The organism is Shouchella rhizosphaerae (genome assembly GCF_900142675.1).
Classification (GTDB): Bacteria; Bacillota; Bacilli; order Bacillales; family Bacillaceae_D; genus Shouchella; species Shouchella rhizosphaerae.
Genome location: NZ_FRBS01000010.1, coordinates 43021 through 55545 on the forward strand (window position 1 = coordinate 43021; position 12525 = coordinate 55545).

General features: G+C 45.4%; 19 protein-coding genes. All 19 read left to right on the plus strand.

Translation table 11 applies throughout. The features are described 5' to 3' along the window. Nucleotides 1-26: 26 nt before the first annotated feature. Complete coding sequence (rplO, locus tag BUC05_RS20550) at nt 27-467, plus strand: 50S ribosomal protein L15 (protein ID WP_011245033.1); 441 nt, start codon at nt 27-29, stop codon at nt 465-467. Further along, on the plus strand, nt 467-1777 hold the full coding sequence (gene secY / locus BUC05_RS20555; protein WP_011245034.1) for a preprotein translocase subunit SecY: 1311 nt from the start codon (nt 467-469) through the stop codon (nt 1775-1777). The genes rplO and secY overlap by 1 nt, the downstream gene beginning before the upstream one ends. 66 nt (nt 1778-1843) lie before the next feature. Further along, nucleotides 1844-2497 carry an adenylate kinase gene (locus tag BUC05_RS20560; RefSeq protein WP_011245035.1) on the plus strand — a complete coding sequence of 218 codons (654 nt, stop codon included), beginning with the start codon at nt 1844-1846 and terminating at the stop codon, nt 2495-2497. Beyond that, nucleotides 2494-3240, plus strand: coding sequence for a type I methionyl aminopeptidase (gene map, locus BUC05_RS20565; protein WP_011245036.1), 747 nt, complete (start codon nt 2494-2496; stop codon nt 3238-3240). Before BUC05_RS20560 ends, map begins: the two co-directional genes overlap by 4 nt. A gap of 84 nt (nt 3241-3324) precedes the next feature. Further along, on the plus strand, nt 3325-3543 hold the full coding sequence (infA, locus tag BUC05_RS20570; protein WP_011245037.1) for a translation initiation factor IF-1: 219 nt from the start codon (nt 3325-3327) through the stop codon (nt 3541-3543). Nucleotides 3544-3575: 32 nt separating this feature from the next. Then, nucleotides 3576-3689, plus strand: coding sequence for a 50S ribosomal protein L36 (rpmJ, locus tag BUC05_RS20575; protein ID WP_003333770.1), 114 nt, complete (start codon nt 3576-3578; stop codon nt 3687-3689). A gap of 22 nt (nt 3690-3711) precedes the next feature. Further along, nucleotides 3712-4077: a 30S ribosomal protein S13 gene (gene rpsM, locus BUC05_RS20580; RefSeq protein WP_011245038.1), complete on the plus strand. Its 366-nt coding sequence runs from the start codon at nt 3712-3714 to the stop codon at nt 4075-4077. Between the two features lie 21 nt (nt 4078-4098). Continuing rightward, nucleotides 4099-4491 carry a 30S ribosomal protein S11 gene (gene rpsK, locus BUC05_RS20585; RefSeq protein WP_035202254.1) on the plus strand — a complete coding sequence of 131 codons (393 nt, stop codon included), beginning with the start codon at nt 4099-4101 and terminating at the stop codon, nt 4489-4491. A 173-nt stretch (nt 4492-4664) separates the two neighbouring features. Continuing rightward, nucleotides 4665-5609 carry a DNA-directed RNA polymerase subunit alpha gene (locus BUC05_RS20590; protein WP_035202235.1) on the plus strand — a complete coding sequence of 315 codons (945 nt, stop codon included), beginning with the start codon at nt 4665-4667 and terminating at the stop codon, nt 5607-5609. 34 nt (nt 5610-5643) lie between these two features. Beyond that, nucleotides 5644-6006, plus strand: a complete 363-nt coding sequence (gene rplQ, locus BUC05_RS20595) for a 50S ribosomal protein L17 (RefSeq protein WP_011245041.1) — start codon at nt 5644-5646, stop codon at nt 6004-6006. Nucleotides 6007-6107: 101 nt separating this feature from the next. Further along, nucleotides 6108-6926, plus strand: a complete 819-nt coding sequence (locus tag BUC05_RS20600; protein ID WP_073305896.1) for an energy-coupling factor transporter ATPase — start codon at nt 6108-6110, stop codon at nt 6924-6926. Beyond that, on the plus strand, nt 6902-7750 hold the full coding sequence (locus BUC05_RS20605) for an energy-coupling factor transporter ATPase (RefSeq protein ID WP_073305868.1): 849 nt from the start codon (nt 6902-6904) through the stop codon (nt 7748-7750). Before BUC05_RS20600 ends, BUC05_RS20605 begins: the two co-directional genes overlap by 25 nt. Further along, complete coding sequence (locus tag BUC05_RS20610; RefSeq protein ID WP_073305870.1) at nt 7747-8541, plus strand: energy-coupling factor transporter transmembrane component T family protein; 795 nt, start codon at nt 7747-7749, stop codon at nt 8539-8541. The genes BUC05_RS20605 and BUC05_RS20610 overlap by 4 nt, the downstream gene beginning before the upstream one ends. 20 nt (nt 8542-8561) lie before the next feature. After that, complete coding sequence (gene truA, locus BUC05_RS20615) at nt 8562-9347, plus strand: tRNA pseudouridine(38-40) synthase TruA (RefSeq protein ID WP_011245045.1); 786 nt, start codon at nt 8562-8564, stop codon at nt 9345-9347. 179 nt (nt 9348-9526) lie between these two features. After that, the gene (gene rplM, locus BUC05_RS20620; RefSeq protein WP_011245046.1) at nt 9527-9964 is read left to right on the plus strand and encodes a 50S ribosomal protein L13; all 438 of its coding nucleotides are present in this window, start codon (nt 9527-9529) and stop codon (nt 9962-9964) included. A 19-nt stretch (nt 9965-9983) separates the two neighbouring features. Beyond that, complete coding sequence (rpsI, locus tag BUC05_RS20625) at nt 9984-10376, plus strand: 30S ribosomal protein S9 (protein ID WP_011245047.1); 393 nt, start codon at nt 9984-9986, stop codon at nt 10374-10376. A 143-nt stretch (nt 10377-10519) separates the two neighbouring features. Beyond that, on the plus strand, nt 10520-11050 hold the full coding sequence (locus tag BUC05_RS20630; protein ID WP_035202238.1) for a DUF2975 domain-containing protein: 531 nt from the start codon (nt 10520-10522) through the stop codon (nt 11048-11050). A 12-nt stretch (nt 11051-11062) separates the two neighbouring features. After that, a complete protein-coding gene (locus tag BUC05_RS20635) occupies nt 11063-11275 on the plus strand; it encodes a helix-turn-helix domain-containing protein (RefSeq protein ID WP_035202239.1) in 213 nt (70 codons plus the stop codon). A 960-nt stretch (nt 11276-12235) separates the two neighbouring features. Then, nucleotides 12236-12511 (plus strand): hypothetical protein, encoded by a 276-nt coding sequence (locus tag BUC05_RS20645; protein WP_011245050.1) that lies wholly within the window; start codon nt 12236-12238, stop codon nt 12509-12511. Nucleotides 12512-12525 lie beyond the last annotated feature (14 nt).

Here is a 12525-nt window from a genome sequence, read left to right on the forward strand (position 1 = left end):
TTTCATAACGAGGAGGTGTAGGAAGCATGAAACTTCACGAACTACAACCAGCAGAAGGTTCACGCAAAGTCCGCAATCGTGTAGGTCGCGGTATCGGGTCTGGCAACGGAAAAACGGCAGGCAAAGGCCACAAAGGGCAAAAAGCCCGTTCAGGCGGCGGCGTTCGTCCTGGATTTGAAGGTGGGCAAAACCCACTTTATCGCCGTTTGCCAAAACGTGGATTCACGAACATTCACCGTAAAGAGTATACAGTTGTGAACCTAGACGTGCTGAATCGTTTTGAAGCTGGCACAGAAGTGACTCCAGAACTTCTTATTGAAACGAAAACGGTAAAAAATGTTAAGCACGGCATTAAAGTGCTGGGCAATGGCAACCTAGACAAAAACTTGACTGTAAAAGCTCATAAGTTCTCTGCATCTGCAGTAAAAGCAATTGAGGCTGCTGGCGGAAAAACCGAGGTGGTTTAATGTTTAAGGCGATCTCCAACATCTTCCGTGTGAGAGATTTACGTCGAAAAATCATCTTTACGCTTTTGATGCTTATTGTTTTTCGAATCGGCGCATTCATACCCGTGCCAGGCACGAACAGTGATGCGCTTGAGATGCTTTTTGGCGGCGCTAATGCTTTCGGGTTTCTCGACACCTTTGGCGGCGGCGCACTAAGCAACTTCTCGATTTTTGCAATGGGGATCATGCCTTACATCACAGCCTCGATCGTTGTTCAGCTTCTTCAACTTGATGTAGTGCCGAAGTTTGCAGAATGGGCGAAACAGGGTGAGGCTGGTCGGAAAAAGCTAACGCAAGTAACTCGATATGGCACGATTGTATTAGGGTTTGTCCAAGCAATCGCCATGTCAGTCGGTTTTAATTCAATGTATCAAGGAGCAGGCCCTGGCTTAATTGAAAATCCATCTGTGATGACGTATGTCTATATCGCCATCGTCCTTACAGCAGGTACAGCATTTTTAATGTGGCTAGGGGAGCAGATTACGGCTCATGGTGTAGGGAATGGAATCTCGCTCATTATCTTTGCAGGTATTGCAGCCGGCATTCCGAACATGCTGAATGCTTTATATACATCTGAAATTGAAGGCGCAGGCGACCAGTTATTTTTGAGCATCGCCACCGTTGCATTGCTCGCTTTAATCGTATTACTGATTATCATTGGCGTCATTTACGTGCACCAAGCCTTGCGGAAAATACCTGTCCAATATGCGAAGCGCGTTGTCAATCGCAGCCAAGTAGGCGGACAGTCAACGCATTTGCCGATTAAAGTGAACGCTTCAGGGGTTATTCCGGTCATCTTTGCCTCAGCATTGTTTTATTTTCCATCAACCATTGCTTCATTTGTTGGGCCAGAGGACAAGGCATGGGCAAGGTGGATTGTCGAACATTTCGTGCCGAGTTCATGGATCGGAGGCAGCCTTTTTGTTGTCCTGATTATCGCGTTTACGTATTTTTACACTTTTGTACAGGTTAACCCGGAAAAAATGGCCGATAATTTGAAACGGCAAGGCGGGTATATCCCTGGCATTCGTCCTGGTCAAGCAACGCAGTCTTTTATCACGAAAATTTTATATCGGCTTACGTTCGTTGGTGCGCTATTCCTTGCGACCATCGCAACGATACCGGTTGTGTTTATTGCGCTACTTGACTTGCCGCAGCAAGTGCAAATTGGCGGCACGGGCTTGTTAATCATCGTTGGCGTTGCGCTAGATACGATGAAACAAATCGAAGGGCAGCTCATTAAACGTTCGTATAAAGGCTTCATTAACTAAAAAGAAGGACGGGCAGGACAAACGCCTTACCCGTTCGTCTTTTTGACTTGCAGGAAGGGGATCTTAATGAATTTAATTTTAATGGGATTGCCAGGCGCCGGCAAAGGAACACAGGCGGAGAAAATTGTGAACGACTATGGCATTCCGCACATTTCTACAGGCGATATGTTTCGCGCTGCGATGAAAAATGAAACGGAGCTTGGCTTGAAAGCGAAGTCGTTTATAGACGCAGGTGATCTTGTCCCTGACGAAGTAACAATTGGAATAGTCAAAGAGCGTTTGTCGGAAGACGATTGCGAGAATGGGTTTTTGCTCGATGGTTTTCCTCGTACCATTGCCCAGGCGGAAGCGCTGGAAGGCATTCTTTCATCCCTCGGCAAACAGCTTGACCATGTGTTGAATATCGCAGTCCCGAAAGAACTTCTGATGGAGCGTTTAACGGGACGCCGCGTGTCTCCTACTACGGGTAAGACATACCATATTGTGTATAACCCGCCAAAAGTGGAAGGCAAATGCGATATTGACGGCAGCGATTTAATTCAACGCGACGACGACAAGCCGGAAACGGTCAAAAGACGCCTAGAAGTAAATGAAAAGCAAACGAAGCCACTCATTGACTTTTATGAAGCAAAAGGCTACTTAAGACAAGTGGACGGCAACCAAGACATGAACACTGTGTATGCTGACATAAAAGCGATTCTATCGGAGAAGCGTGCATGATTGTCATTAAAACGGAACGCGAGCTTGACGTGATGCGAAAAGCCGGGCAGATTGTCGCCCTAACGCATGCCCACTTGAAGCCTTACATTAAGCCAGGCATTACAACTGGTGAGTTGGATGCACTAGCTGAAGCGTTTATTCGTTCTCATGATGCAACGCCTTCTTTTCTTGGATACGGCGGTTTCACAGGAAGCATTTGTGCGTCGGTGAACGAAGAGTTGGTGCACGGCATACCTGGCGATCGCATGCTTGCAGATGGAGATGTTATCAGCTTAGATATAGGCGCCTATTACAATGGCTATCATGGCGATTCGGCTTGGACGTATGGAGTCGGGACGATTAAAGAAGAAGACCAAAAGCTGCTTGATGCAACGGAGGCTTCTTTGTACAAAGGGTTAGAACTGGCACGCCCTGGCAATCGCCTATCGGATATTTCCCATGCGGTTCAAACTTTTGTCGAACAGTCAGGATACGCAGTCGTACGTGAGTATGCCGGCCACGGCATTGGGAAAGACTTGCATGAAGACCCGAACATTCCCAACTATGGTCCTCCTGGGAAAGGGCCGAAGTTGAAGCCTGGAATGGTATTGGCGATTGAGCCAATGGTCAATGCAGGCTCTCGCTACGTACGGACGCTTGCTGATAACTGGACAGTGGTGACAGTCGATAAAAAGAACTGTGCCCATTTTGAGCATACGGTTGCAATCACAGAAACAGGATACGAGATCTTGACGAAAGCATAATTTTTCAGGTAAGATAGACTGTCTGTACAGTGATGAAGACAAAAAGGTATTGCTTGCATCTACTCGAAGGGAGGATATCCATTCATGGCAAAAGAAGACGTGATAGAAGTGGAAGGCACGGTGATTGAGCCGTTGCCAAACGCAATGTTTCGTGTAGAACTTGAAAACGGTCATAAAATTCTTGCGCATGTATCTGGAAAAATTCGCATGAACTTTATCCGCATCTTGCCTGGCGATAAAGTTACGGTTGAACTTTCTCCTTACGATTTGACGCGCGGGCGGATTACGTACCGTTATAAATAAAAACACTCTCCGTATATAAGGAGGTTTATACAATGAAGGTAAGACCATCAGTCAAACCGATTTGCGAAAAATGCAAGGTTATTCGCCGCAAAGGCAATGTTATGGTAATTTGTGAAAACCCGAAACACAAACAAAAACAAGGTTAAATGATAAGGAGGTGCCTAGCCCATGGCACGTGTTGCAGGTGTTGACATTCCTCGCGATAAGCGCGTTGTAATCTCACTCACTTACGTATTTGGTATTGGTAAATCAACAGCAGCAAAAATCCTTGAAACAGCTGGTGTTGACGAAAATACACGCGTTCGTGACCTAACGGAAGAAGAACTTGGCCGTATTCGTGAAGCAGTTGAAGGTTATCAAGTGGAAGGCGATTTGCGCCGTGAAGTTTCCTTGAACATCAAACGTCTAATCGAAATCGGCAGCTATCGTGGAATTCGTCATCGTCGTGGCTTACCGGTCCGCGGCCAAAATTCAAAAAACAATGCTCGTACGCGCAAAGGTCCAAAACGTACGGTTGCGAATAAGAAAAAATAAGCAAGGAGGGAAATGAAAAACATGGCTAAAAAAACGAATACTCGTCCAAAACGTCGTCAAAGAAAAAACATTGACAGTGGTGTGGCTCACATCCGTTCTACATTCAACAACACAATTGTGACGATTACAGATCCTCATGGCAATGCGATTTCTTGGGCTAGCGCTGGCGCACTTGGTTTTAAAGGCTCTCGTAAGTCAACACCATTTGCTGCGCAAATGGCTGCTGAATCAGCTGCCAAAACAGCGATGGAGCATGGCATGAAAACGATCGAAGTTTCAGTTAAAGGCCCAGGAGCTGGCCGTGAAGCGGCAATCCGTTCATTGCAAGCTGTAGGGCTTGAAGTGAACATGATTAAAGATGTGACACCAGTTCCACACAATGGCTGCCGTCCGCCGAAACGTCGTAGAGTGTAAGAAATTCGTCATTGTATAGATTTCCCGCTAATGTCTATAATGGATAAGACGAGATCTATAGACAATGAAGGTAAGACTAATAGGATTTGCTCAGGTGGAAGCCCAAATAAAGGAGCTCTTTGGGCAATCCTTGCGTTTGCCGGAGTTCGACGTTTTGAAGGAGGGTTTGTTTAATGATTGAAATTGAAAAGCCGAATATTGAAACGGTGGAAGTTAGCGAAGACGCGAAGTACGGCAAATTTGTCGTAGAGCCTCTAGAGCGCGGTTATGGAACAACACTAGGAAACTCCTTGCGTCGCATCCTTTTGTCCTCGCTTCCAGGAGCTGCGGTTACATCTGTTCAAATTGACGGTGTCCTTCACGAATTTTCGACAATTGAAGGCGTTGTAGAAGATGTTACGACAATCATCTTGAATCTGAAAAAATTGGCTTTGAAAATTTATTCAGATGAAGAAAAAACGCTTGAAATTGACGTCCAAGGTGAAGGCAATGTAACTGCCGGTGATTTGACTCATGACAGTGACGTTGAAGTATTAAATCCTGATCTTCATATCGCTACGCTTACAAAAGGAGCATCGTTCCGCATGCGCTTGCAGGCGAAACGAGGTCGTGGGTACGTTCTTGCTGAAGGCAACAAAAATGATGACCAGCCAATTGGCGTTCTTCCGATTGACTCGATCTATACACCGGTGGCGCGCGTTAACTACCAAGTTGAAAACACGCGTGTCGGGCAAGTCACAAACTATGATAAACTAACCCTTGATGTGTGGACCGATGGGAGTACTCGCCCAGAAGAAGCCGTTTCTCTTGGCGCGAAAATTCTTACGGAGCACTTAAATATTTTCGTAGGTTTAACAGACCAAGCGCAAAATGCGGAAATCATGGTCGAAAAAGAAGAGGACCAAAAAGAAAAAGTACTTGAAATGACCATTGAGGAACTTGACTTATCGGTCCGTTCGTACAACTGTTTGAAGCGTGCTGGCATTAATACTGTACAGGAATTGACGCACAAAACAGAGGAAGACATGATGAAAGTCCGCAACCTTGGCCGTAAATCACTTGAAGAAGTACAAGAGAAGTTGGGCGAACTTGGCCTCGGGCTTCGCAATGAAGAATAAGGAATAGGTTTTTGTCTCAAAGGAGGGAATTAGCATGGCATACGCAAAACTTGGCCGTACGAGCTCACAACGTAAAGCGTTGCTTCGTGATTTGGTGACAGACCTTATCATCAACGAACGCATTGAAACAACTGAAGCAAAAGCAAAGGAGCTGCGTCCAATCGTTGAAAAAATGATTACGCTTGGAAAACGCGGTGATTTGCATGCCCGCCGTCAAGCTGCAGCGTTCGTTCGCAACGAAATAGCAGACGTTGAATCAGGGCAAGATGCAATCCAAAAGCTGTTTGCAGATATCGCTCCGCGCTTTGCAGAGCGTCAAGGTGGATATACACGCATTCTTAAAGTTGGTCCTCGTCGTGGTGACGGTGCACCAATGGCAATCATTGAGTTTGTTTAAAAAGCTCAGGTAAGCGGCGATTAAGGGCAGGAGACAATAGGAGCAAGGTGCTTCTTTCACTCTATGCCCTTTTTTGTTACGTAAAAAAATGGGGTGTGGGGATGCTTGTTTGTGAGCATGTTTCCTATCGTTATGCCAATCATGCTGCCGACGCGCTCACGGATATTTCGCTGCACGTTCAAAAGGGTGAGTGGGTTGCCGTTGTCGGGCACAGCGGCTCAGGGAAATCGACGTTGGCAAGGCTATTAAATGGCTTATTGCTGCCCTCTTCCGGAACAGTGACGGTGCAAAAGTGGACAACGGCAGCAAATGCCGAGAAAATCCGCCTAGCAGTGGGGTTTGTTTTTCAAAATCCAGACAATCAAATTGTCACAACCATTGTGGAAGATGATCTTGCGTTTGGGCTGGAAAACCGTGGGTGGCCACCTGACCAAATTTCACGGCGTGTTGCAGCAGTGGCAAAGGAACTAGGCATTGAAGCATTGCTAAAACGGGATGTGAGCCGCTTATCAGGTGGTCAAAAGCAACGAGTCGCCCTTGGGGGTGTGCTAGCACCTGACCCAGACATTTTCGTTCTCGATGAAGCCACATCCATGCTAGATCCGGCTGGGCAAAGGGAAGGGCTTTCGCTATTAAAGAAACTCCATCGCAAAGGCAAGACCATCTTGTCCATTACCCACGATCCAGAAGAACTGCTCTTTGCAGACCGTGTTTTAGCGCTTAAAGAGGGCCGTTTGGTTTTTGATGGCACACCGGCCCAGCTATTTTTTAACCACGACCAAGTAGAACAGCTCGATATCGCACTTCCTTTTTTATATGAGCTCCAAGCTGAATTACACAAGCGCGGTGCGGCGATAGGCAATCCCCAAACGGAAGAGGAGCTATTGCAGGCATTATGGACGTTGCATTTAACGAAGTAAGCTACGAATACAACGATGCAGGCACAACGGTCCAAGCGCTTCATGGCGTTACGCTCCGTGTGCCGGCAGGTCGGTTTGTTGCTGTAGTTGGTGCGAGTGGAGCGGGGAAATCGACATTGGTCCAGCATTTAAACGGTTTGCTTCTGCCAACAAAAGGAACAGTCGAAATTGGGGACGTTTGTCTGCCTGAGCAAAAAAAACAGCTACAACCGTTAAGGAAAAAGGTCGGTTTTGTCTTTCAATATCCGGAACATCAGCTATTTGAAGAAACAGTTGAAAAAGAGATTGGCTATGTCCTACGGATGCAGGGCGTCTCAAAAGTCGAGGCGGCGAAAACCGCGGCCGCGGCCCTTCACACAGTCGGGCTGCCGCCTGCGTTGCTCAGCGCTTCCCCGTTTCAGCTTTCAGGGGGGCAAAAACGCCGAGTCGCCATTGCTTCTGTCCTCGTCCAGCAGCCGAAAATGCTTGTGTTAGACGAGCCTGGTGCCGGGCTTGACCCAGCATCGAAAGAGGCGCTGTTCCAATTGCTTTGCAACTATCGCCAAACAAACAATGCATCGATTTGGGTGGTGACCCATTCGATGGACGACGTGGCCAAATACGCCGATTTTTGCGTGGTGATGCATAATGGGACGCCGCTAATGGTGGACGAGCCTGCTGCCGTATTTCAAGCGGGAGACGTGTTACAAACGGCAAAACTGGCTTTGCCAAAAGCGATGGCTTTTGCACAAAAAGCCATCGCATCAAAAGGGACGATTCCTTTTTTACGCGATGCAGCAACGTTGGCAGATTGGCTCATCGATCGCAAGGGAGGACAGCAATGAAGGGACCATCGCTTTTAATGGGGCAATACAGACCAAGCGAGTCATTTGTGCATCGCCTTGATCCGCGCAGCAAGCTGCTTAGCGTGTTCATTGTCGCATTGGCGCTATTTTTTGTTGCCTCTCCCGCAACGCTTGCAGTATCAGCGTGCTATTTTGTAGCAGCGATTGCCTCTAGCAAGGTGCCGCTCCCTGTCCTTGTCAAATCGCTGAAACCGATTATATGGTTTGTCATTGCCTTTGCTTTGTTGCAAGTGATTGTAACGCGGGAAGGCCACTTGGTTTTTCACCTATTTGGCTGGCCCGTTTATGCCGAAGGCCTTGCTGAAGGCGGGATTTTAGCATGGCGCACTTTATGTCTTTTTCTTGCTGCAACGCTATTGACAATGACGACAAGCCCGTTGCATATTACGTGGGCAATTGAATCGCTCCTGAAGCCGTTAAAGGCAGTAAAATTTCCCGTTTCAGACCTTGCGATGATGATGTCGATTACATTACGTTTTATTCCGATTTTAAGTGGTGAATTACACATGATATCCCGGGCTCAAGCAGCAAGGGGAATTGGCGTCCGTGACCAGCCATTCATGAAACGCGTACTAGCGTACATGCCACTGCTTGTGCCGCTATTTGTTCGCTCATTAAAGCGTGCAGAAGAGTTGGCTCAAGCCATGGAGGCGCGGGGATACAGCCGCAACAGGGAACGGTCGTCCTGGAAAACAAACCAGTGGGCGTTTAAGGATACGTATGCGCTGCTTGTTAGTGCGACTGTAGCGTTCCTGCTTGCCTGGTTTTAGTTGAAGGAGAACAAAAGGAAATGTCTAGAATGGCATGCAAACTAAGCTATGATGGCACAGCTTTTGCCGGTTACCAAGTCCAGCCCGGCAAACGCACGGTCCAAAGCGAAGTTGAAAGAGCACTGCAAGAGATTCATAAAGGGGCACGAGTCCCAGTTGTTGCATCAGGGCGCACAGATGCAGGAGTGCACGCCTGTGGCCAAGTGCTCCATTTTGATACAGAATTAACGATTGCCCCTGAGCGTTGGGTATCTGCTTTAAACACCCATCTTCCTGATGACATTGTCGTCACAAACGCGGCAATGGTAGAACCAGATTTTCATGCCCGTTATGGGGCTCAGGCGAAAGAGTACCGTTATTATATCCAATGCGGACCTTTCGAAAATGTGTTCCGCCGCCATTTTGCTGTCCACATTAAACAAGCTCTTGATGTGCCAGCGATGCAGACAGCGGCTAAGCATTTGTTAGGGACACACGACTTTTCTGCTTTTTGTGCAGCGAACACAACCGTGACCGACAAAGTCAGGACGATTACCCATGTAGCCGTCCAGCCTAGCGAAGAAGGGCTGCTTATTTCAATCCGCGGCACTGGTTTTTTATACAATATGGTCCGCATTATAGTCGGAACGCTTCTAGAAATAGGCACTGGCAAACGGGTAGCCTCTGAAATGAAAGTCATCTTGGCAGGCAAAAGCCGCAACCTGGCTGGGAAAACAGCCCCTGCGCATGGCTTGTGCCTGTATGAGGTGGACTACGGCCAGCCGCTTTTTGTGAATGAAACACCCGGACAAGTTTCTATGAATTAATTGACTTTACTAAGCCGATATTGTATGATATTAGATGGCAATTCTTAAGACCCACTGCCCCGGGTTACGGAATAAAGGACTATGCTAAAGGGAATGCGCATTAAAACAGCCAGTTTAACGTGTTTCTCTTGGCAAAACGATCAGATAAAAACGTGTTTATTATTTAGGAGGTTTAAACTATGCGTACAACATATATGGCAAAGCCAAACGAAGTTGAGCGTAAATGGTATGTAGTCGACGCTGAAGGGCAAACGCTTGGGCGTCTTGCTTCAGAAGTAGCATCTATCCTTCGCGGAAAGCACAAACCAACATTCACGCCGCACGTCGATACTGGCGACCATGTGATTGTTTTGAATGCAAGCAAAATTCAACTAACTGGAAACAAGCTCCAAGATAAGATTTACTACCGCCACACGAACCACCCAGGCGGCTTGAAACAAACAAAAGCACAAGACATGCGTGCGAACAAGCCAGAGCGTATGCTTGAGTTGGCGATCAAAGGGATGCTTCCGAAAAACACTCTTGGCCGCAAACAAGGAATGAAACTGCACGTCTATGCAGGCTCAGAACACAATCACCATGCACAAAAACCAGAAGCATACGAGCTTCGCGGTTAATCTTTAGGAGGTAATGATTATGGCTCAAGTACAATACTACGGCACAGGTCGCCGTAAGCACTCTGTTGCCCGTGTTCGCCTCATTCCTGGCGAAGGCAAAATTGTTGTAAACGGTCGTGACCTTGATGAATATTTCGGTCTTGAAACATTAAAATTGATCGTAAAACAACCACTTGTTGAAACAGGCGTAACTGGCCAATATGACGTCCACGTTAATGTCAATGGCGGTGGCTTCACCGGCCAAGCAGGCGCAATCCGCCACGGCATTGCCCGCGCCCTACTACAAGTCGATCCTGACAACCGTGCAACACTAAAAGCAGCAGGCTTCCTTACACGCGATGCCCGCATGAAAGAACGTAAAAAATACGGTCTTAAAGCCGCTCGTCGTGCGCCTCAGTTCTCGAAGCGTTAATATCAACGTTTACAGCCTCTTCCCGAGGAAATCGGGGAGAGGTTTTTTAGTGCGGAAATTGGAACCCCCTTAAAACCAAAAATTATTGTTTGACAATAATGTGTTATCGTTTTACAATAATAAATAGTTAAGGGGGGCATATAATGAATCTTTTTACCAAGACCGTTCTAAAATTCCTGTCAATTGTGTCGCTAATTGCTCAATTTTTATTTGCGTTTGCTGGATTAATACTCTTATTTGCGGCTGGAGCTTTATTGGTCGTGTCGAACGGGGTCAAAACGCAATTGCTACAGTATGCAGGGTTAAACACAAACCTACCAGTATGGTTTTTAGTACTTTCTTGCTTAGTCGCACTAGCCATCATTGCTTGTTTGTTTATCATTATGTACGCTCTACATAAAATGATTGGTAATATTTATAAACAACACTTTTTTGTTTCCCAAAATCTTACGTATCTCAAACTAATCTTAATCTCGATCACGAGCTTTACCATTTTGCAGATCATTAGTCAGTTGTTCTTTGCACAGGCGCATGTATACAATGTCAGTGATGTCTTTTCAGATTCTTCACCAGGTTTAATCGGAAACATTCTTCTGTTAGCCATCATTTATACGCTTTATGTGGTTTTTAAATATGGCATATCTTTGCAAGACGATTCTAACAACGTGATTTAGGTGGGAGGCCTAATGATAAAAATTAACTTAGATCGAGTAATGCTAGAAAGAAACATTTCTTCAAAAGAGTTAGCAGAAAAAATTGATATTACTCAAGCTAATTTATCAATACTAAAAACAGGCAAAGCGCGTGGGATTCGCTTTGCTACGTTAGAAAAAATTTGTCAGACATTAAATTGTCAGCCTGGTGATATACTCGAATACGAAGAAAACTCCGACATATAGCCAAGCATTGGTTAGATGCGGTTTTCAACTAGTGCGCAATTTGGTCTCGTTTGTCCTCTTCCAGTTCATTAGCGGAATGGGATCGAACGTTAAGCCTTAGAGAAGGTATATGGAAGTTGTGTCACCATTTATACAATAGCTCGGTTCTATCCAGGAGGATCGGCCCTATTAGGAATAAAATCCACCCTAAACGAGCATGGACACTCAAGGGTGGACGATTTTTTAGGGTGAACAAGCCAGCTATCTGCGAACCATACCTCTGTATTCCATGCTACGTCGTACGGTTATTCAGAAAACCATACATTCCCCAAAAGAGGATTGGGAATGCAACAACAAAGATAAATCGAATATCATCAGGAAAAAAGAAAATGACAGCAAAACATAACATAAATATTAAATAAGAACGCCAGAATTTCTTTGATTTCTTTTTCATATGTCCATCCGCCTGTTTAAAATTTAACTCCCTGTAATGCTCGGAACCAGTAGTTGCGTAAGGCTTAACGTTCATTATCCTCCAATATGGTGCTCTTTCATTATATTACGATGTGCCTTCATTACCAGACAAAATTTATAAAATTTTTATAAATTTTCAGAGGGACTGCCATGTAGAAGCAATTTGTTGAATTAATAAATAACATTGGTCGCAAGGGTTCGCTTCTGAAGCAGCAAAGGGTTGCATGGAATTTGGCCTTTATCAATTAGGGCTACACAGGCTGAGAAAGAATCCTTTACTTTTAATAAAAAACCGCTTGATTTATTCGTTTACCAAAAGATCCGTAAAGCCTAACATATATAAAAGAGACAAGAAGTCCTTAAATGCATTCTAACAAAGGATGTTGAAAAGGGCTTCTTTATTTTTAGGATGACCATTTATAAAGACTTAACTTTAATTAAAGATGTTCTAATGAACACTTTAATTTCATATTATTGCTTATGACTACCTTTATAGGAGGCACTTTTATGGACATAAAAATTGAACTCCTTAAACAATTGTATACAGCTCGTTTCAACCAAGCGCTGAAAAGATGGGAAAAACAAGTAAAAGAAGAGGATATTGTAGTGAAATCTTCTTATTTAGAAATTGGTTTTAACAACGGTTCTACAAGAAATGAGAAATGGAAATTCCCCATTATACCCAATTCCAAGGACAATGGGGACGAGTTGTTTGAAAAAGTAGAAACATTAAGTGAGGATATGCTTGATCTGTTGGAAACCTTGTCGCAAAAAGTGACGTGACTTGAGCTGAAATA